Below are 19,505 nucleotides of genomic sequence, written 5' to 3' on the forward strand. Positions count from 1 at the left end.
GCGGACGGCCCGTACGCGTCAGCCGAGCAGTCGCTCCAGTACCACCGCGATTCCGTCCTCCTCGTTGGAGGACGTCACCTCGTCGGCCACCGCCTTGAGTTCCTCGTGCGCGTCCGCCATGGCCACGGCGTACGAGGCCCAGGCGAACATCGGGATGTCGTTGGGCATGTCGCCGAAGGCGATCGTGTCCGCTGCCTTCAGTCCCAGGCGGCGGGCGGCCAAGGACAGGCCCGTGGCCTTGGACAGGCCCAGCGGGAGCAGTTCGACGATGCCCTCGCCCGACATGGCGACCGTGACGAAGCCGCCCGCGGCCCGCTGGGCCGCCTCGGCCAGCTCGTCGTCCGACAGCTTCGGATGCTGTATGTAGATCTTGTTCAGCGGGGCGAGCCAGAGGTCCGAGGCGTCCGTGAACGGCGTCGACGGCAGAGCGCCCGTCACCGCGTACCCCGGCCCGACCAGCACGTCGCCGTCGAGGCCGTCACGGCTGGCCGCCAGGTACAGCGGGCCGACCTCCGCCTCGATCTTCGCGAGGGCCACCCCGGCCAGCTGCCGGTCCAGGGTCACCGAGGTCAGCAGACGGTGCTCGCCGACGTGGTACACCTGTGCGCCCTGGCCGCAGACGGCGAGACCGTCGTAGCCGAGGTCGTCGAGGATGTGCCGGGTCCACGGGACGCCGCGTCCGGTCACGACGATGTGGGCGGCGCCCGCCGCGGTGGCCGCGGCGAGCGCGTCACGGGTGCGCTGCGAGACCGACTCGTCGGAGCGCAGGAGCGTCCCGTCGAGGTCGGTCGCGATCAGCCGGTACGGAAAGGGCAGGCTCACTTGGCGACCGGCTCCAGCAGCTCCCGGCCGCCCAGGTACGGACGCAGCACCTCGGGCACCCGCACCGAGCCGTCGGCCAGCTGGTGGTTCTCCAGGATCGCCACGATGGTGCGCGGTACGGCGCACAGCGTGCCGTTGAGCGTGGCCAGCGGCTGGACCTTCTTGCCGTCGCGCATGCGCACGGACAGGCGGCGGGCCTGGAAGCCGTCGCAGTTGGAGGCCGAGGTCAGCTCGCGGTACTTGCCCTGGGTCGGGATCCACGCCTCGCAGTCGTACTTGCGGGAGGCCGAGGAGCCGAGGTCGCCCGAGGCCACGTCGATGACCTGGAAGGGCAGTTCAAGACCGGTCAGCCACTGCTTCTCCCAGTCCAGGAGCCGCTTGTGCTCGTTCTCCGCGTCCTCGGGGGCGACGTACGAGAACATCTCGACCTTGTCGAACTGGTGCACGCGGAAGATGCCCCGGGTGTCCTTGCCGTAGGTGCCGGCCTCGCGGCGGAAGCACGGCGAGAAGCCGGCGTAGCGCAGCGGCAGCTTGTCCGCGTCCAGGATCTCGTCCATGTGGTACGCGGCGAGCGGGACCTCGGAGGTGCCGACCAGGTAGTAGTCGTCCTTCTCGAGGTGGTAGACGTTCTCCGCGGCCTGGCCGAGGAAGCCGGTGCCCTCCATGGCGCGCGGGCGGACCAGCGCGGGGGTGAGCATCGGGGTGAAGCCGGCCTCGGTGGCCTGCGCGATCGCCGCGTTGACCAGGGCCAGCTCCAGGAGCGCGCCGACACCGGTCAGGTAGTAGAAGCGCGAGCCGGACACCTTGGCACCACGCTCGACGTCGATGGCGCCCAGCGCCTCGCCGAGCTCCAGGTGGTCCTTGGGCTCGAAGCCCTCGGCGCCGAAGTCGCGGATGGTGCCGTGCGTCTCCAGGACGACGAAGTCCTCCTCGCCGCCGACGGGGACGTCGGGGTGGACGAGGTTGCCGAGCTGGAGCAGGAGGCGCTTGGTCTCCTCGTCGGCCTCGTGCTGCTCCGCGTCGGCGGCCTTGACGTCGGCGGCGAGCTGACCTGCCTTCTTCAGCAGCTCGGCCTTCTCGTCACCGGAGGCCTTGGGGATGAGCTTGCCGAGCGACTTCTGCTCGGATCGCAGCTCGTCGAAGCGGACGCCGGACGACCTGCGCCGCTCGTCGGCAGACAGGAGGGCGTCGACGAGGGCGACGTCCTCTCCACGGGCGCGCTGGGAGGCGCGCACTCGGTCGGGGTCCTCACGGAGCAGGCGAAGGTCAATCACGCGGTCAAGGCTACCGGTGCGGGGATACGGCACACGACTCACTATTCCGTGCCGTACCGAATCATGTCTTACGTACCGTTATGGGCGAATTGCGGAGCGTGTCAATGAAAGGTGCTCAAGGTCCCCGGGGCGAGGCATGTGCGCGTAGTCCTGTTGACTCGACTCCCTTGTGGAGAGCGGGACTTGGCATGCGGTTGTCCACAGGAATCCACACTCCTCAAAAAGTTATCCACAGGGTGTGCGGAGGGTCTGTGGATTTCGGAATTGATCACTCCGAAACCTGGGGGTCACGCTGAGGATTCCCTGTGCAAACCCACCCTTACCCCTACTTTCGAGTGGAAAGTGGTCACCCCAAAGGATTGCCTAAAGGAAAACAGTGGACGAAGGGTGACGCGCGCGTGCGTGGACACGGATGGGTCCTGAGGGCCGATTTGTCGACAGGGTCACCTTTTGTTGTCGACTTGTCCCCAGGTCGAGAAGCGGGCCTGTGGATAACTCCTGTGGATAACTAAAATCTGCAGGTAGGACCGGTGTTAGAAGCGGCCGTCCTGGCACCGGGCCACCCAGTCCGAGGCCGCCATGAACTCCTGGTCCGAGGTGCCGGCCAGCGGCGCCCGCAGGTCCGCCGGGTCCTTGTCCGCACGCGGGTACGAACCGAGGAACCGCACCTCGCGGCAGATCCGCTTCAGCCCCATCAGCGCCTCCGCCACCCGGCGGTCGGTGATGTGGCCCTCGGCATCGATGCAGAAGCAGTAGTTGCCGATGCCCTCGCCCGTGGGCCGGGACTGGAGCAGCATCAGGTTGATACCGCGGGTGGCGAACTCGCCGAGCAGGTCGCGCAGTCCGCCGGGGTGGTCGTCGCGCTGCCACAGCACGACGGAGGTCTTGTCGGCTCCGCTAGCTGCGGCGGGCCGGGCCGGGCGGCCGACCAGCACGAACCGCGTCTGCGCGTTCTCGGCGTCGTGGATGCCGGTCTCCAGCGCCTCAAGGCCGTACCGGGCGGCCGCGAACTCGCCGGCGAAGGCCGCGTCGTACTGGCCCTCCTGGACCAGCCGGGCCGCGTCCGCGTTCGAGGCGGCCGACTCCCAGTGGGCGTCCGGGAGGTGCGTCTTCAGCCAGTTGCGCACCTGCGGCTGGGCGGCCGGGTGCGCGGAGACCGTCTTGATGTCCGCGAGCCCGGTACCCGGCCTGACCAGCAGCGCGAAGGTGATCGACAGCAGTACTTCCCGGTAGATCATCAGCGGGGCGCCCGCGACCAGCTCGTCGAGCGTGGTCGTGATGCCGCCCTCGACCGAGTTCTCGATGGGCACGAACGCGGCCTCGGCCTCGCCCGTGCGCACCGCGTCCAGCGCGGACTGCACCGACACGTACGGGATCAGCTCCCGGGTCGCCGCCTCGGGAAGCGTCCGCAGCGCGACTTCGGTGAAGGTCCCCTCAGGGCCGAGATACGCATAGCTCGCTGGCATGACCTCACCCTAATGGCCCTTGTGGAACGGGACCCACCTGTCTCAAGAGTGCCCCTCCGCGGGGTGAAACGGCGTGACCAAGGGGCCGCACGGGGCGTTCGCGTGACCCGGTCCGCCCAGCCACCGCGGCCCACGCAGCGCACCCCCTGCACCCCACCGGGCCCGCCCTCTCACCCCTCCAGCAACCGCTGCCCCACGTACTCCCCCTGCGCCGCCCCGCCCGGCACCGCGAACAGGCCGCTCGACTCGTGCCGGATGTACTGGGAGAGCGCGTCGCCGCGGTCGAGTTTGCGCTGCAGGGGGACGAAGCCGCGCAGCGGGTCCGCCTGCCAGCAGACGAACAGCAGCCCCGCGTCCGGCGCGCCGTCCGCGTCGATGCCGTCGTGGTACGAGAACGGGCGGCGCAGGATGGCCGCGCCCCCGTTCTGGTCGGGCCGGGTGATCCGGGCGTGGGCGTTGACCGGGACGAGCAGATCGCCCTTGGCGTCGGTCTTCTCCAGGTCCATCGCGGTCGTCTCGGTGCCCCCGGAGAGGGCCGCGCCGTTCGCCTTCCGGCGCCCGATGACGGCCTCCTGGGTCCCCAGGGACAACTTCTCCCAGTCGTCCAGCAGCATCCGAATCCGTCGTACGACCGCATAGGAGCCGTTCGCCATCCACGCGGGCGTACCGGATCCGGGGACGAAGACGCGCTGGTCGAAGTCGGACTCGCCAGGCTTCGGATTGCGTGTGCCGTCCAGCTGGCCCATGAGGTTGCGGGCCGTCATGGGGTGGGCCGTGGCTCCCGGGGTGCGGTTGAAGCCGTTCATCTGCCAGCGGACCTTCGCCGCGCTGCCCGCGTCCTTCTGGACCGCGCGCAAGGCGTGGAAGGCGACCAGGGCGTCGTCGGCGCCGATCTGCACCCACAGGTCGCCGTTGCTGCGGGCCTTGTCGAGCTGGTCGGAGGAGAAGTCGGGCAGGGGATCGAGGGCGACGGGACGCTGCTTCTCCAGCCCGGTGCGGGAGAAGAAGCTGTGCCCGAAGCCGAAGGTCAGCGTCAGTGAGGAGGGTCCGGCGTCCCGGGCGACATCCGTGTCGTGGGACCCGGTGGCCTCCCCGGCCATCAGCCGCCGAGCCGTCTCCGACCAGCGGCGCAGCAGTGCGGAGGCCTCCTTGCGACCGGCCCCTGCCGCGAGGTCGAAGGCGACGAGATGGCCGCGGGCCTGGAGGCCGTCGGTGATGCCGGGCTGATGTTTCCCGTGAAACATCACCTCGTCGCTGCCGACCGAGGTCAGCGGAGTCGCCCCGGCGGGTGCGGCGGCGTACCCCACGGCTCCGCCGGTGGCGCCGAGGACGAGCCCGGTGGCGCCGGCGGTGCCGAGCAGGGCCCGGCGTGAGATGCCCTGCCCCGAAGCGGGCCTGTCTTCCGTGGCGGCGCCTTCGTCGACGACGGGAAGGGACTGTTCAGCCATGGTGCGGTTCAGCCGATCTGCGCGTTCTTGGAGACGGTCGTCTGGTCGATGTCGGAGGTCCGCACGGTCACGGCGACCTTCCAGTCGCCCGCCATGGGGATCTGCACGTTGCTCGCCGACCAGTGGCCCGTGGTGATGCGGTCGGGGGTGACGGCGAGCGGCCCGATCTTCTTGGCCTCCAGGGTGAGGGCGACCTTCACCTCGGGGATGTCGAAGGCTCGGCCGTTGGGCCGCTGGACGTAGACGTGCATCTCGTTGCCGCCCACGCGCGCGGGGTCGAAGTCGACCGTCACGACGCCCTTGCCGTCCGTGCCGCCGGTGTCGAAGGACATGTCCAGGGTCACCGCCCCGGACCCGGCCGTCGAGGACGAGGAGGACGAGGAGGACGAGGAGGAGGCCGCCTTGGCCGCCTTGGCGTCCTGCTCCGTACGGCCGGGCTCGGTCTGCGTCAGCACGGTCGTGACCGCCAGCAGGACGACCGCGACCCCCGCCTCGGCGAGCACCGAGCGCCGCAGCCCGAACCGGTTCGGATCGGCGTCCCGTGTCCGCTTCTGCCGCGCGGTGTCCATGGCGGCCTGCTGCCGGGCGAGCTGAGCGGCCCGCTTGGAGTCACCCGCACTCTTGGAACCGGCCCCCTTGGACTTGCCGGAGCCGGAGGCACTCGCGGTGACCCGCTCCTTCTGGTGCACCCGCTTGCTCCGCTGTACGACCGTGTCCGCGAGCTGCGCCGTCCACCTCCGGGAGATGAACGCGATGCCGACCAGCAGCGCCACCAGCCCGATCTTGACCAGCAGCAGCTGCCCGTACCGGGTCTCGGTGAACGCCGACCAGGAGCCGAGCTGCCGCCAGGACTGGTAGACGCCGGTCGCGACCAGCGCGACGACGCTGCCGAAGGCGACCTGGGAGAACCGTCGTACGGCGGCCGACTCGACCGGCGCCTCGGAGCGGTACAGCGCGACGAGCAGCGCGGTCAGCCCGCCGAGCCAGACGGCGACGGCCAGCAGGTGGACGACGTCGACGGGCATCGCGATGCCCGCCTGGAGGCCGACCGAGGCGTGCTCGGCCATCGCCCAGCTCGCCGCGAGCCCGGCCGCGACGACGGTCCCGCCGATCGCGAGCCCGAAGGTGAGGTCCCGCTTCTCCTCGTCCTCGCGCTTGTCATAGGCCCCGAAGAGCACGGAGATGAACAGGGCCGCCGCCGCGAGCAGCAGCAGCCGGGAGACGAGGGCCGCGCCCGCCTTGGTCTGGAGGACGTTTCCGAGCAGGTCCAGGTCGAAGATGTCCCCGACCTTCCCGGAGCCCGTGTAGGAGCCGCGCAGCAGGAGCAGCAGCAGGGTGGCCGCGGTGAGCGTGAGCCAGCCGCCGACGACGAGCCGCTGCATGGGCCGTACTCCGGCGCCGCGCTGCCAGCAGCCGAGCACGAAGGCGGCGCCGCCGACCAGCACGATGAAGCCGGCGTACGACATGTACCGCCCGAAGCCGTACAGCCAGCCGACGACCCCGCCGCCCGCGGTGTCCCCGGAGACGGAGACGGAGGTGACGGAGGGCGCGCCGATGGAGAAGGTGAAGGCACCGGCGACGGGATGGCTGTCGGCGGAGACGACCTGGTAGGTGACGGTGTAGGTGCCGTCGGGCAGCCCGCTGTGGAGTTTCACGGCGTACGTCGTGCCGCTGACCTCGGACGGCTTGCCCTGCTGGACGGCCTTGCCCTTGGGGTCGAGGACCCGCAGCGAGTCGTTCGACAGGGCGACCTTCTCGGAGAAGGTCAGCGAGACCTGGTCGGGCGCCTTGTCGACCACCACCCCCTGCTGGGGGTCGCTGCCGGTGAGCGCGGCGTGCGCCGATGCCGGCCCGGCCGTGGTCAGCAGCAGGCCGCACGCGGCCAGGAGCAGCAGTACCAGGGTCCGGACGCGGGGGGCGATGGTCTGCGTCAAGGTGGTCCCTCCCTCAGTGTCCGGTCTTGGGGACGTACGTCGCCGACTTCACCGGCATCTTCACGACGACGGGGTCGGACTTGGCGAAGTGCAGTTCGACGGTGACCGTCCCACCCTGCTTCGGAGTCTGCTTCAGCTTCTCGAACATCAGATGGTTGGCACCGCTTTTGAACACGAGTTGACCGTGGGCCGGGACGGGCAGGCGGGTGACCTGCTCCATCGCGCCGCCGGTGGTCTCGTGCATCGTGACCTCGCCGTCGTCACTGGTGACCGAGGTCAGCTCGTCCTTCGACGAGCCCGGGTTGGAGATGGTCAGGTACCCGGCGGCCATGTCGGCGGAGACGGGCTGCGGGATGTAGGCGCCGGAGACGCTGAGGCCTCCCGAGGAGGCGCCGGAGTCCGCACAGCCGGCCAGCAGCAGAGCCGCCCCCGTCAGGGCGGCGAGCCCCGTGGGCGGACGTTTCACGGGTTCTGCCCCTTGATCAGCTTGGGCAGGTCCTTGGTGTAGTCGTCGACGGTGGCGTCCTCGCCGTAGAGGACGTATCCCTGGTCGGTCTTCGGGGAGAAGGCGACGACCTGGGTGCCGTGCACCGAGACGGTCTTGCCCGTCTTCTTGTCCTTGTGGGTCGGCTCGATGGAGATGCCGAGGGTGCGGGCGCTCGCCTGGATGGTGGCGAAGTCGCCGGTCAGGCCCACGAACTGGGTGTCGATGCCCTTGAGCCACTTGCCGAGTTCGGCGGGGGTGTCGCGGGCCGGGTCGGTGGTGACGAAGACGACGGTCAGCTTGTCCTGCTCGGACTTGGGCAGCTGCTTCTTCGCGACGGCGATGTTGTTCATCGTCAGCGGGCAGATGTCGGGGCAGTGGGTGTAGCCGAAGTAGATCAGCGTCGGCCTGCCCTTCGTCTCCTTGCGCAGGTCGTACTTCCCGCCCTTGGTGTCGGTGAGGACCAGGTCCGGCTTCTCGAACGGCTGGTCGAGGACGGTGGCCGCCTTGTCCGAGCCGGCCTCCTCCGAGACCACGGAGACGGGCGAGCCGCTGTCGTCGCCGCTGCCGCAGGCGGAGAGGGTCAGGGTGGCGGCGGCGACCAGCGCGGCCGCGGCGAACATCTTCTTGCGCATATCAAAATGTCCCAGATGTAAGTTTTCCGGTGCGCGCCGGGGTCGTACGGACCCCGGCGCGCGTCCCGCGGGAACAGGGTCAGGCGTCGCTGCGCCGGCGGCCGGCGAGCACGCCGTAGGCCACGCCCAGCGCGCCGACGACGATGCCGACCACGCCGAGGACGCGGGCGGTGGTGTCACTGCTGTCGCCGTCCTCGGACCCGGTGCTCGCGGCGGCGTTCTCGGTCTTGGCGTCCGCTTCCTCGGCGGCCGTCGAGCCGTGGTGTCCGTTCTCGGAGGCCGCTGACAGGGCGAGCACGGGAGCCGGCGTCTCGGGCTCCTCCGCGCCGTCCTCCTGGACCTCGATCCAGCGCACGACCTCCTTGTTGGAGTACGTCTGGACCGCCTTGAAGACCAGTTCGTCGGCGTCCTCAGGCAGGGCGCCGACGGAGACCGGGAACTTCTCGAAGTAGCCGGGCCGGATGCCGCCGTCCTTGCCGGTGGCGGTCCAGGTGACCTTGGAGACGGCCTCGGTGATCTGCTCGCCGTGCAGGGTGAGCGGCTTGGCGAGCTTGGACTTGGTGACCTCGATCTTCCAGCCCGGCATCGGCTCCGGCATGACGGAGGCCAGCGGGTGGTCGGCCGGCAAGGTGACCTCGAGCTTGGTGGTGGAGGCGTTGTCGCGCTCGTTGGGAACCTTGAAGTCCACGACCGCGTAACCGCCCTTGGCGGCGGTGCCCTCGGCCTGCACGCTGACGTGTGCGAAGGCGGGTGAGGACAGGATGACGACGGCGGTGGCGGCGACGGCACCGGTGGCGGCGAGACGAGAAGCCTTCATGAAGAGCACTCCGCTTCGAGAGGGATACCTGTGACGAGGGATGCGCGTGCGCACACGCGCGTGCCGCACGACGGCGGTCCTCATCCATGTCCTTCAGGGAGTGGAGTGGTGGTCGCGTCGCGTCAGGCGGCGAGAAGGAGTCCGGCGGCTGCCGGTGGGCCGCGCCGGATCACCGTGTGCTGGAGTGCCGCCGTACGCGGTCGGGGCGGTGCGAGCGACGCCGTCAGCGGGGCGCGCGGCCCGGCGTCAGGCGCCCCCGGCAGCCCCGCACGCAGGGCACGTACCAGCGCGAGCGCCCCGCGCAGGGACCGTACGAGCGCTCCTTCGGCGACGGAATGCGCCGAGCAGGTGGACAGTTCGGCGAGCCGTAGTAGCGCCAGGTCCCCGTGCCGCAGCAGCCACCCGGCGGCGACGGCCGCGAGGACGTGTCCGAGGATCATCGGCAGGGACGGCCACACGGAGGTGCCGGCCATGGCCTCGGCCGGATGGTGCGTCACCCCGGTCGTCCCGGGGTACAGCCGCGCCTCGGTGAGGACCTTCTGTGCCTGCGCCGGGCTGATCGCGGCGGCGGTGGTCCCGCACAGCAGCCGCGCGGCCTGCTGGACCAGAGCGGTGTCGGACGCCGGCGGCACCGACGACATCGTCATCGTGGCCGTGCCGTGCTGGCCGAGCCCGAAGAGCACGTGCAGCACGGTCTGTCCGACCGTGAGCAGCGTCGCGATCCCCGGCAGCGAGCGCGCGCGCCCGGCGAGAGGTGCCACGAGGAGAACGACCCCGACGAACCCCGCCCCGAGCGTCCACAGCGGAACCGTGGCGCAGGAGGCGATCGAGTGACCGGCCGCGGCCAGCACGACGCAGACCGCGGCGAACACCGCGGCCCGCAGAACCCGGAGATCTCCTCCGGAACGCGCGTGGGGGGCAGTCATGGCGGGCTCATCATCGCACTGGGCTTATGAGCGCCATACGGCAGGTCCACAAGATGACGTACGGGGTGTACGACCGGAAGGTCACTTCTGGTGCGAGCTGCCCCACATACACCGTTCGTTATGCCCAACGCATCGCCCATATGGGCGGCATCACGTCAACGATGTGCTTACACCGGGGCGCGCGCGGCAATACGTAACGGTATGTCGAGCCGCAGCCAGGAGGCTGGAGCATGAGCATCTGGTGGTCACTCCATTTGCGGCGCGAGGCTGCGAGCGTTCCCCTCGCCCGGCGTCTGCTGCTCGGCACCATGGAGACCGCGGGCGTGGACCCGGACGTCTCCTACGACCTCTCCCTCGCCCTCAGCGAGGCCTGTGCCAACGCGGTGGAGCACGGCGGGGAGAGCGGGCGGCAGGACTCCACGGCGGCCTACCGGGTCACCGCCTACCTCGACGGCGAGAAGTGCCGTATCGAGGTCACCGACTCCGGCCCGGGCTTCCCGCCGGTGCGGCCCCGCCCCACCCCCGTGGAGGCGGAGAGCGGCCGGGGCCTCGGTCTCATCCAGGAACTCGCCGACCACGTCCAGATCGGCAACAAGCCGGGCCGCGGCGCCGTGGTGAGCTTCGACAAGATCCTCAAGTGGCGGGAGGACGCTCCGCTGATGGCGGTGTGATCCGACGTCATGACTCCGGGGGGTTCCGGTCTGCATACTGACCGGTGCCGGTTGGTCTGTTGCCGAAAGTCACGGGAACGCCGGCCGTGGGGGGACTGTCGATGGCGCGGACTGTATGCACGAGGGACGGGCGGCGGCTGTCGGTCGAGGAGCGGGGCGATCCGAAAGGCCGCCCGGTCTTCCTGCTGCACGGCACCCCGGGCAGCAGGCTCGGCCCCGCCCCGCGGCCGTCGGTGCTCTACCGCATGGGAATCCGGCTGATCACCTTCGACCGCCCCGGATACGGTGGTTCGGACCGCAGCCTCGGCCGTACGGTGAGCGCGGCGGCCGAGGACGTGCGCCTGATTGCCGACGCGCTGGGCATCGGCCGGTTCGGAGTGGTGGGCCGCTCAGGCGGAGCCCCGCACGCGCTCGCCTGCGCGGCACTGCTCCCCGAGCGCACCGCACGGGTCGGCGCCCTGGTCGGGCTCGCCCCTCAGGACGCCGCGGACCTCGACTGGTTCGACGGCATGACCGAGGCCAATGTCCATGCCTACGTCAACGCGGCCGCGGGCCGGCACCGGCTCACCGCCACGCTGGGAAGACGCTCACTGACGATCCGCGCCGATCCGGCGGCCTCCGTCGCCGAGATGCGCAGCGGGCTGCCCGAGTCGGACCGCCGGATCTTCGCGGACGCCGGCATCCAGGCCATGCTGGAGCGCAACTTCGCCGAGGGCCTGCGCAGTTCCGCCGACGGCTGGGTGGACGACGTCATGGCGTTCAGTACCGGCTGGGGCTTCGAGCTGTCGGGCATCGACGCCCCCGTCTTTCTCTGGCACGGCGAGGAGGACATCTTCGCCCCGGTGGAACACACCCGCTGGCTCGGCCGCCACATCCCAGGGGCCCGCGTCGAGGTGGAACGCGGCGCCGCCCACTTCGGGGCACTGCGCGTGATGACCCGCATCATCGGCTGGGCCGCCCGACTCGACGGGTGACGACGGCCGCGGCATCGACACCCGTCCACGGCGGCCGCGGCATCGACACCCGTCCACGGCGGCCGCGGCATCGACACCCGTCCACGGCGGCCGCGGCATCGACACCCGTCCACGACGGCCGCGGCATCGACACCCGTCCACGACGGCCGCGGCGTCGGCACCGGTCCAGGACAGCGCGGGACCCCCCGCCCCGCACCATCCCGGATCACACCTGTTGCGGCTCCAGATCCCGATCGATCCGCTGCCATGCGGTCGCTGCCTGACTGAGCGGATGGGTCTCGCCCAGCCGCTGGATCAGATCGGTCTCCGCTTCCTGGTGGAGTCGGGTGGCCTCCTTGTCCCGGCCCAGGTCGCGGAGGGTGATCGCCAGGTTGGCCATGCTGCTGAGGACATCGGGGTGGGTGGGCCCGAGCCGGGCGCGCAGCCCGGTCAGAGCCAGCCGCTCCCAGTGCTCGGCCTCTTCGAGGCGACCGAGGTCGGCCAGCGCGTTGGCCAGGCTGGCCCCCGCGCTCAGAGTGGCCGGGTGATCGCCGCCGAGGGCCGCCGCGAGGGCGGTGTGGGCCAGTTCGGCCAGTTCCGCGGCCTTCTGCGCATCGCCGAGGGCCCGGTGGTAGGTCGCCAGGTTGTTGATGCAGAACATCGTGAACGGGTGGTCGGGGCCGAAGGAGTTCCGGTACCCCTCCAGCACCTCCTCGACCTGCCGTACGGCCCGCGCAGCACCCTGCTCGGGATCGGTGGCGAGGTAGTCGGCGGCGAGATTGAGCTGACAGGCCAGTTCCTCGGGAATGGAGCGGCCGTACCGGTCGCGGTAGCGGGTGTGGGTCTCCCAGGTCTGCTCGCTCAGCTGCAGCGCCTCCGCGGACCGGCCGGCCTTGCGCAGGGACACGGCGAGGCTCTTGTCGACCCGCAGCACCTCCGGCACGTAGGGGTTGAGCACCTGGCCGAAGAGCTCGCGCACCTGCCGCAGGATCTCCACCGACTCGTCGTACTCGCCGAGTTCCCTCAGGTCGCGGGCGTAGTGGCTGCGGGTGGTGAGTGTGTAGGGGTGCAGCGGGCCGACCAGCGCGGTGCGCCGGCGCACGGTGTCCTCGTCGAGCCGCCGGGCGGCCTCGCTGTCCCCGGTGAGGCGGTGGTCGATGGCCAGATTGTTGGCGGAGCGGAGGGTTCGGGAGTGGTCCTCGCCGAAGATCTCGCGGAATCCGTTGTAGTTGCGCTGGTCCAGCTCCAGCGCCTCGTTGAAGCGGCCGAGCGCCCGCAGGTCGGCGGCCACGTTGCCGGATGTGATGAGCAGGGACGGGTGGCCCTCGTCGAGGAGCCTTCGCTGCCGGGCCAGGGTGTCCTCGTCCATCTCCCGGGCGGCCTGGTACTCACCCTGGGAGCGCAGGATGTTGGCCAGCTCGAAGCGGAGGTTGAGTATCTGCTCGTCGTTGGAGTCCGGGAACTCGGTGCTCCAGAACTCGTCGAGCTGGGAACCCAGGGTGCGGGCGAGATGCAGTTCGCCGCGCTTCCACAGGTAGCGCATGCGGTCCACCATCAGCTGCCGGGGCTCCTCCTCCGCGCACTCGCGGATGTTGGAGGGGACGAGGTGCGGCCAGATCACCTCGAACTCGGGCCACTTGGCGGGATCGTCCACCGCGTCCTCGGAGGGCCGTATGGCGGCGAGGATGCGGTGGACCTCGTGGACGGTGTCCTCGGCGACCTGCGGGTCCATGCTGTCGCGCACCGCGGCCTGCACCAGCCGGTGCACCTGGATGGAGTTGTCGGTGGCGTCCACCTTGGCCAGCGCGAACCTGTTGAGCGCCTGGGTGACCTTGCCGAGCATGTACCTCGCGCGCAGGTCCTTGTCGTAGGGCAGCAGCGCCCTGATCATCGCGTCGCTGCCGACGAGGGCCATCGAGATCGGCTCGGCGGACAGGAAGCTGCACAGTTCGAGCAGCCGGGCCGCCGCGGGTGACTCGTGACGCAGCCGGGTGACGGAGATGTTCCAGGTCGCGCCCACGGAGGACGGGTACTCCACGGCGTTGACGGCGGCCTGGACCGACAGCACCTGGGTGCTCTGCTCACGCAGCTGCTCGATGTACTCCCCCACGGGCGTGGCCGTCGTGGCCAGCCAGGCCGCCGCGACCTCGATCGCCAGGGGCAGGTCGCCGACCGCGTCGGCCACCAGGGCCGCGTCCTCCTCGCGCAGTCCCGGCACCCGTCCGGTGAGGTGCTCGACGCTCTCCTCCCGGGTGAAGACCTCGACCTCCACCGTCCGGACCTGGGTCGAGGCCGGCTTGGTGCGGGTGGTGACCAGGAGGTGGCCGTAGACGTCGTCGGGGATCGGGCCGGTCTGGTCGCTGAAGCGGTTCAGCACGTCGTCCAGGTCCTCGACGTTGTCGAAGACCAGCAGCCAGCGCTTGTACGGGTGGCCGGCCCGCAGGGCCTGAAGCGCGGCCACGGCGGCCTCGGACACGTCGTCGCCGATGCCCGGGGCGAGCCGTCGGCCGAGGTCGGCGAGTTTGGGCGCGACCAGGTCGGGCTGTTCGGCGTCCACCCACCACACCAGGTCGTAGTCGGGCTTGAAGCGGTTGGCGTACTCGCGCGCCAGCTGGGTCTTGCCCACCCCGCCGAGCCCGTGCAGCACCTGGGGCAGCCGCCCCCCGGACGCGCCGGTGACGAACTGGCGGCGCACCTGTTCCAGGATCGAGGAGCGGCCGGTGAAGAACGGATAGCGGGGCTGGACGTTGGACACGCTCGTGCTGCTGTTGGGAAAGCGCGCGCCGTGCGGGTGGGCGGCCGGCTGCGGCGAGCTGGGCCGGCCCAGACCGGTGAGCAGCTGGGTCGCCGCCGTCTCCTCGTCCAGCCGGGCCAGATCGATGGTGCTGCCCCGGTTCGCGTACGGAATCTGCTGTACGTCCCCGACCCGCAGGGCGACCGGCTGGTGCTGGTTCGGGCCGCCCGAGTGCACCGTGGCCTCCCAGGCGGCCTGGGCCGTCCGGGAACCGAGGAAGGCGGGGGAGACCACGGCGAGCACCCGCTGCGAGCCGCCGGCCAGCGCCTCCGCGCCGACCTCCAGGGTCGTCATCGACCGCACGTCCTGGGAGGCCACCTCGAAGCGCGCCTCGCGCAGCACCGCCTCCAGCCAGTCCACCCACATCCGGTCCTCGGAGACGTACTGGAGCAGCAGTTTCGACGGCGGCAGGGGGCGGCGGCGGGTGTAGGCCGAGACGTACTGGTTGCGCTTGACCTCGTTGAGGGGCGGCAGGGAGGTCACCCGGCCGGCGGTGACGACGGAGGTCAGCCGCTCGCAGGCGGTCAGCATGGAACTGGCGACCTTGGGCGGGTCACCGAAGGGGGCGAGGATCTCCTCGTAGGCGTAGTAGGGGCGGTAGGGAATCTCCACCGAACCCCAGTAGGCGGTGAGTTCCTCGGGGTCCATGCCGCTGGGCAGGCCGTCGAAGCGCTCACGGGCCAGTGCGCGTCCGGCGTCGACCTTGTCCTTCTCGCCGTCGTCGATGCGCATGGCGACCGGCAGGATGCGGATCCCTTTGTCGCCGTAGCGCTCCTCGATGTCCTGGGCGACCGCGGCGGCGCCCTCGATGCTCTGGTCGCTGAGTGTGTAGCAGACCACCAGGGTGCTGGGCATCTGCACGGTGCAGATGTCGGCGAGGTCGCTGTGGCCGGTACGGCTGTCGATCAGGGTGAAGTCGTAGTACCGCTCCATGTCCGAGCGCATCGCGTCGAAGAACTGACCGCCGCCGTAGCTGCTGTAGAAGCTGTCCCAGTCCATGTTGCCGACGATCGGGTAGTCGCGGTGGCGCATGCCCGCCGACAGGAAGTCCAGGCTGCCGGGCTCCGGGAAGTTCCACTCCAGGGAGATGGCGTGGGGGCGCACCCGGGCGTAGCGGCGGTGCCAGTCCGGTTCGCGGTCGGGCAGGTCACGCAGTGCCTCGCGGCGGTAGTCGTCGATCAGGTTGACCAGGCCCGGAGTGGCCCGCAGTAAGGAGGGCTTCAGGAACGGGTGGAAGAACCTGTGCAGGCCCGGGGCTTCGAGGTCCCAGTCGACAGCGAGCACGCGGTAGCCGTTGGCGGCCAGGATCCAGGCCACGTTGGCGAGGGCCATCGTCCGGCCGGTACCGCCCTTGTACGAGTAGAAGGTGATCACTGAACCCTTGCGGTTCTCGGTCATGGCGCCCTCCGCTGTGTCGGCCTTGCTCTTCCCTCGTGCCGTACGTGCCGGGTCCCGCGGGCGGGTCCGCGCGGGTGTCCCGGCCTCGCGCTCAGACGTGGTGTCCCAGCCTGGGCAGCCGCGGGGGATCGATGGGTGGCCCCTTCGGCGGATAGGTCCTCGCATGTGACTCGTAGTAGTTGACCGCCTGCCGTACGGCCTTCTGGAGTTCGAGCTGGAAGGCTTCGAGGGTGCGTATGGCACCACCGGACGAGCGGTGGCCCGAACCGACCAACTGGCGTGCGGCCAGCACCCGGTCGGTGAGCTCCTGCAACTGCCGGTCCCGCTCCGGGGAGATCGCGTCGTCCCTGTGCTGGGGGATCAGCACGCTGATCCAGGGCCGCTGCTGCTCGGCCAGTTGCGCCATGAGTTCCTTCACGCGCGGGGAGTTGAGGGCCCACCGGTCGAGCAGCAGCAGGGCGGGCGCGGTGGGCGGGCCCATGGTGAGGAGGCGGTCGGCCTCGTTCTCGAAGTCGCTGACGGTGACCCGGTAGTTCATGGCCCTGACAAGGTCGGCGGCGTGTTCCGCGAGCGAGCGCGTCGACACCGGGTGGTAGGGATTCCACTCGAGCGGGGTGTCCCCGTAGTAGTCGGGCACCCGGCCCGGCGGCAGGTCCGACCGGGAGCGGGCGATCACCGTGACGTCGAACTCGGGCGGGTGAGCGCCGTCGCCGAAGGCGCTGGGCAGCGACTCGTACTGCCGGTAGACCTGCCCCTCCTCCAGGTTTACGGCCCTGCTGGCGCGCACGATCCGCTGTGCCAGCCGGTAGACGGCGAGTTCGTACTGGTCTTTGAGATAGCTGAGCTTGGTCAGCCCGTAGAACCCCTCCGCGGCGTAGTCGTCCCCGAAGTCCCCGTGCTGGAACTGCAGGTCCTTGGCCACCTGGGGAAGCTGGGCGAGTTCGACGGGAACCCATAACGCCGGGACGATGGCGCTCTCGCGCGATTCCCCGCGAAGAGTGCGGCGGTAGATCTCCCGCTGCGAGAACGCCCACCACTCACGACCGCACTGTTCGCTGATGAAGTACCGGGGCGAGTACAGCGGCACGAACACCTGGCAGCGGGCGAGATTCTCCGACAACTCGTCCGTCCACCGCGTTCCCAGCGCGATCCCCTGGTCCAGAAAGCCGGCCCTGGCGCCCACCGGTAACGACGTCATCTCCAGGATGTGCGCGCACAGGCCGTCGTACAGCTTCTTCACCCATGCGTTGGGCCCGGCGATCTCGGAGTCGTTGCGCGGTGTATGCGCGTAACTGAGGAAAAAGTACGGCCGCCCATTCCTGGGGTCCTCTGAGTCCCCTCGCACGAATACCCCCGATACGCCGCCGACGGAGCTTCAGTGTAGGAACCAGCGCCTCATCAGCGGAACGGTACGGCGAAGTCGACTGTGGGCCGCCGATATGCCGGGGCCTCAGTCAACTCCCCGGCACCGTGCGTCCCTTGTGGTCCGCCGCTGTCCTGCGGGCGCTGATCAGCGCGTCGGGGCGCACCGGGTCCGTCAGCCGTGCCGACACGGTCTCCCCCATGGCCGACACGAATCGCTCGCCCAGTTCTGTCAGAGCTCCGGAGCCGGCCAGCGTGTCCACCGCCTCTGCGGTCTGCTCGCGCCACCGGGCGAACCGGACTTCGGCCTCGCGCGCCTCGGTGCCCTCCGCGGTCCGTCGGAGGGCGCGCCAGTAGTCGACGACGGCGATGTGCGCGTACGTCCCCTGCAACAGCCCCTCCAGCGGGCGTGGATCCGGACGCCAGGGGGCGTAGAAGAGCTGCTCGCAGGTGGGGTCGTAGAGGTCCATGAGATCGAGTACGGCGCCGAGCTTGACGTGCTGGAACTCGTGGACCAGCAGACACGCCAGGGTCTGAGGTGTGTCCGGCCGGGCGATGCCGACCGCGCCGAAGGCGTCCCGGGCCGCCGAGCTGATGTCCGCGCCCGTGGCGGACTCCCGCAACGGGGTCACGATGTTCAGGCCCGCGGCGAGTCCGGGTGCGTACGCGGGCAGTTCACGCCGGATCCACTCCCACGCGGCGGCGAGATGGTCGCGCCACTCCTCGGCCGCCGCGGGGGACAACCGCGTCCGCACGGGGTAGCCGTGGGCGTCCCGCCAGGGGTCCGTGTCCTCCAGAGCGACGGCCCAGCCCGGCAGTTCGAACCGGTGCCGGGCCCACCAGGCGGGATCCGCACCGGACTTGCGGCCCACGGTGTGCGCCCGCTCTCCGACCCGGACCGTGAAGCCCTCGTCCGCGCCCCCGGTGACCTGCGCCCGAGTCGCGTCCCCCACGACGAACGCGCCCAGGGTCGGCAGCCGCAGCACCCCGGAACCGGTCGGCACGGTCACGGTGCCTTCGCGCCCGGCCCGCACCAGTGCCGCCGCGGCGAGTTCCGCGACCCCGCGCATCGCGATCCGGCCGGCTTCCCCGTCACCGCGCAGCGCGCGCTGTGCCCAGGGGCGCAGGTAGGGGTGGGCCAGTACGGCGTCCACCGACTCGGGAGCCTCCGCGTCGAGGACCGAGAGGGTCTCCCAGGCCGCCGTACCGGTCGCGCTGTGCGCGCTCTCGTGCCAGACGGCGGCGAGGAGTTCGCGGTTGACGGTGAGTTCGTGCCGGGCCAGCAGTTCCACGGCCTCGGCGCCACCGAAGCCGGTGGCGAGCTCGTCGAGGTGCGCTTCGTCCAGGGGGAGTTGCGGCATCGGCGTCTTCTGGGCTTCCCTGTCGCGGATCCCGGTGATGAGCTGTTTCAGGTCGGCGCAGTACACGGACGGGTTCATGAACCCGCCGGCACCGCTCCCGGAGCGGTAGCGGTGCGCGTACAGCCCGCCACCGCACGAGCGGACGACCGGACAGCCACGGCAGGTCTCGCACAGTCCGTCCAGTCCCAGCTGCCGGGCCACGATGCCGGGGTGTACGGCCATTTCATCCAGGGAGTTGGCGTGCACGTCCATGCCCGTGCCGGGCGCTCCGTCGTACGCGGTCTTCAGCGAGTCCGCCTGTTCGAGCGCGCCGTCGGTCTCGATGACCGCCAGTTCCACCGGGGCCAGTCCGAGGGACTCGGTGAGGCTGCTCGCTCCGCGCAGGGTGCGCAGGACGGAGTCGAGAACCCGTACTCCCATGGGTCGGCCCGCGGCGGTCCAGCGGTCGTGGACCCGCAGGAGCCAGTCGCCGTACGAGGTGGCCGAGGCGCTGTCGTCCGGGCGCGCCGGGGGCTCGTCCCAGGTGGCGTGGGGGAGCAGGAAGTCGATGCGGGGCGGGGTGAGTCCGGCCAGGGCGTCGTAGACGGTGACCGGGTCGTTGCGCAGGTCGACCGTGCAGAGGAGTCCGGCGAAGAGGTGCCGGTAGCGAGGGCTGTTGAGCAGGTCGACCGCGCGCAGGACCTGGGCGTGGCTGCTGCGGCCGTTGCGATAGCGGCGGTGCAGATCGTTGGCGGCGCGGTCGCCGTCGAGCGAGACGCCGACCTTGATGTCGAACTCCGCGAACAGGTCGCAGAACTTCTCGTCGAGGGTGACGCCGTTGGTGTGGATGCGCAGGTCGAGTGCGCAGATGCCGGACAGGGCGGTATGCAGGCTCTGCGCCGCCAGCCGGAGCCTTTCCCGGCCGGCGAGGAGGGGCTCCCCGCCGTGCAGGACGACGTGGACGGTGTCCAGGCGGTGGGTTCGGGCGTGGTCGGCGATGCGCCGGGCGGCGATGTCCAGCACCGCACCGGAGATCACCGTGGGGCGGCCTCGCCAGCTCTGGTCTGCGTGTTCGAACACATAGCAGTGATCGCATGCGAGATCACAGCGGCTGTGCATCTTCAGCACGAACTGGCTCAGTGGGTGCGGCGACGGGTCCATCAGCGCACTGCGCGTTCCCT

General features: G+C 70.5%; 14 protein-coding genes. 2 read left to right on the top strand and 12 right to left on the bottom strand.

The genetic code is table 11. The features are described 5' to 3' along the window. Positions 1–18: 18 nt before the first annotated feature. From RKD20_RS22570 to RKD20_RS22610, 9 genes are all read right to left on the bottom strand, one after another. Entirely contained in the window at positions 19–822 is an 804-nt protein-coding gene (locus RKD20_RS22570) for an HAD family hydrolase (RefSeq protein ID WP_424879300.1), read from the bottom strand. Then, positions 819–2,096 (bottom strand): serine--tRNA ligase, encoded by a 1,278-nt coding sequence (serS, locus tag RKD20_RS22575; RefSeq protein ID WP_424879301.1) that lies wholly within the window; start codon positions 2,094–2,096, stop codon positions 819–821. The genes RKD20_RS22570 and serS overlap by 4 nt, the downstream gene beginning before the upstream one ends. Before the next feature lie 533 nt (positions 2,097–2,629). After that, positions 2,630–3,562, bottom strand: a complete 933-nt coding sequence (pheA, locus tag RKD20_RS22580) for a prephenate dehydratase (RefSeq protein ID WP_424879302.1) — start codon at positions 3,560–3,562, stop codon at positions 2,630–2,632. 170 nt (positions 3,563–3,732) lie between these two features. After that, positions 3,733–5,010 (bottom strand): iron uptake transporter deferrochelatase/peroxidase subunit, encoded by a 1,278-nt coding sequence (efeB, locus tag RKD20_RS22585; RefSeq protein WP_424879303.1) that lies wholly within the window; start codon positions 5,008–5,010, stop codon positions 3,733–3,735. A gap of 8 nt (positions 5,011–5,018) precedes the next feature. Then, positions 5,019–6,944 carry a copper resistance CopC/CopD family protein gene (locus tag RKD20_RS22590; RefSeq protein WP_424879304.1) on the bottom strand — a complete coding sequence of 642 codons (1,926 nt, stop codon included), beginning with the start codon at positions 6,942–6,944 and terminating at the stop codon, positions 5,019–5,021. A gap of 13 nt (positions 6,945–6,957) precedes the next feature. Then, a complete protein-coding gene (locus tag RKD20_RS22595) occupies positions 6,958–7,410 on the bottom strand; it encodes a copper chaperone PCu(A)C (RefSeq protein WP_424879305.1) in 453 nt (150 codons plus the stop codon). Further along, positions 7,407–8,063, bottom strand: a complete 657-nt coding sequence (locus tag RKD20_RS22600) for an SCO family protein (RefSeq protein ID WP_351989118.1) — start codon at positions 8,061–8,063, stop codon at positions 7,407–7,409. Before RKD20_RS22600 ends, RKD20_RS22595 begins: the two co-directional genes overlap by 4 nt. 79 nt (positions 8,064–8,142) lie before the next feature. Next, positions 8,143–8,880: a YcnI family protein gene (locus tag RKD20_RS22605; RefSeq protein ID WP_424879306.1), complete on the bottom strand. Its 738-nt coding sequence runs from the start codon at positions 8,878–8,880 to the stop codon at positions 8,143–8,145. 122 nt (positions 8,881–9,002) lie between these two features. Further along, positions 9,003–9,806, bottom strand: a complete 804-nt coding sequence (locus tag RKD20_RS22610) for a hypothetical protein (protein ID WP_424879307.1) — start codon at positions 9,804–9,806, stop codon at positions 9,003–9,005. A gap of 230 nt (positions 9,807–10,036) precedes the next feature. Here RKD20_RS22610 and RKD20_RS22615 point away from each other — a divergent pair, with 230 nt between their 5' ends. Both RKD20_RS22615 and RKD20_RS22620 read left to right on the top strand, forming a co-directional pair. After that, the gene (locus RKD20_RS22615) at positions 10,037–10,477 is read left to right on the top strand and encodes an ATP-binding protein (protein ID WP_020119567.1); all 441 of its coding nucleotides are present in this window, start codon (positions 10,037–10,039) and stop codon (positions 10,475–10,477) included. A 101-nt stretch (positions 10,478–10,578) separates the two neighbouring features. Further along, positions 10,579–11,451, top strand: coding sequence for an alpha/beta fold hydrolase (locus RKD20_RS22620; RefSeq protein WP_424879308.1), 873 nt, complete (start codon positions 10,579–10,581; stop codon positions 11,449–11,451). Positions 11,452–11,656: 205 nt separating this feature from the next. Here RKD20_RS22620 and fxsT read toward each other — a convergent pair whose 3' ends face one another. From fxsT to RKD20_RS22635, 3 genes are all read right to left on the bottom strand, one after another. Beyond that, on the bottom strand, positions 11,657–15,622 hold the full coding sequence (fxsT, locus tag RKD20_RS22625; RefSeq protein ID WP_424879309.1) for an FxSxx-COOH system tetratricopeptide repeat protein: 3,966 nt from the start codon (positions 15,620–15,622) through the stop codon (positions 11,657–11,659). 91 nt (positions 15,623–15,713) lie between these two features. Continuing rightward, positions 15,714–16,967, bottom strand: a complete 1,254-nt coding sequence (locus RKD20_RS22630) for a TIR-like protein FxsC (protein ID WP_424879310.1) — start codon at positions 16,965–16,967, stop codon at positions 15,714–15,716. A 109-nt stretch (positions 16,968–17,076) separates the two neighbouring features. Further along, positions 17,077–19,485 (bottom strand): FxsB family cyclophane-forming radical SAM/SPASM peptide maturase, encoded by a 2,409-nt coding sequence (locus RKD20_RS22635; protein ID WP_424879311.1) that lies wholly within the window; start codon positions 19,483–19,485, stop codon positions 17,077–17,079. Positions 19,486–19,505: the final 20 nt, after the last annotated feature.

The sequence above is a fragment of the Streptomyces sp. SLBN-8D4 genome (genome assembly GCF_049739545.1).
In the GTDB taxonomy this organism is placed as follows: Bacteria; Actinomycetota; Actinomycetes; order Streptomycetales; family Streptomycetaceae; genus Streptomyces; species Streptomyces canus_C.

Coding starts and splice junctions, on each gene's coding strand:
- pheA (WP_424879302.1), bottom strand. CDS start 3,562: ATGCCAGCGAGCTATGCGTATCTCGGCCCTGAGGGGACCTTCACCGAA.
- RKD20_RS22615 (WP_020119567.1), top strand. CDS start 10,037: ATGAGCATCTGGTGGTCACTCCATTTGCGGCGCGAGGCTGCGAGCGTT.
- RKD20_RS22620 (WP_424879308.1), top strand. CDS start 10,579: ATGGCGCGGACTGTATGCACGAGGGACGGGCGGCGGCTGTCGGTCGAG.
- RKD20_RS22610 (WP_424879307.1), bottom strand. CDS start 9,806: ATGACTGCCCCCCACGCGCGTTCCGGAGGAGATCTCCGGGTTCTGCGG.
- RKD20_RS22600 (WP_351989118.1), bottom strand. CDS start 8,063: ATGCGCAAGAAGATGTTCGCCGCGGCCGCGCTGGTCGCCGCCGCCACC.
- efeB (WP_424879303.1), bottom strand. CDS start 5,010: ATGGCTGAACAGTCCCTTCCCGTCGTCGACGAAGGCGCCGCCACGGAA.
- RKD20_RS22635 (WP_424879311.1), bottom strand. CDS start 19,485: ATGGACCCGTCGCCGCACCCACTGAGCCAGTTCGTGCTGAAGATGCAC.
- fxsT (WP_424879309.1), bottom strand. CDS start 15,622: ATGACCGAGAACCGCAAGGGTTCAGTGATCACCTTCTACTCGTACAAG.
- RKD20_RS22605 (WP_424879306.1), bottom strand. CDS start 8,880: ATGAAGGCTTCTCGTCTCGCCGCCACCGGTGCCGTCGCCGCCACCGCC.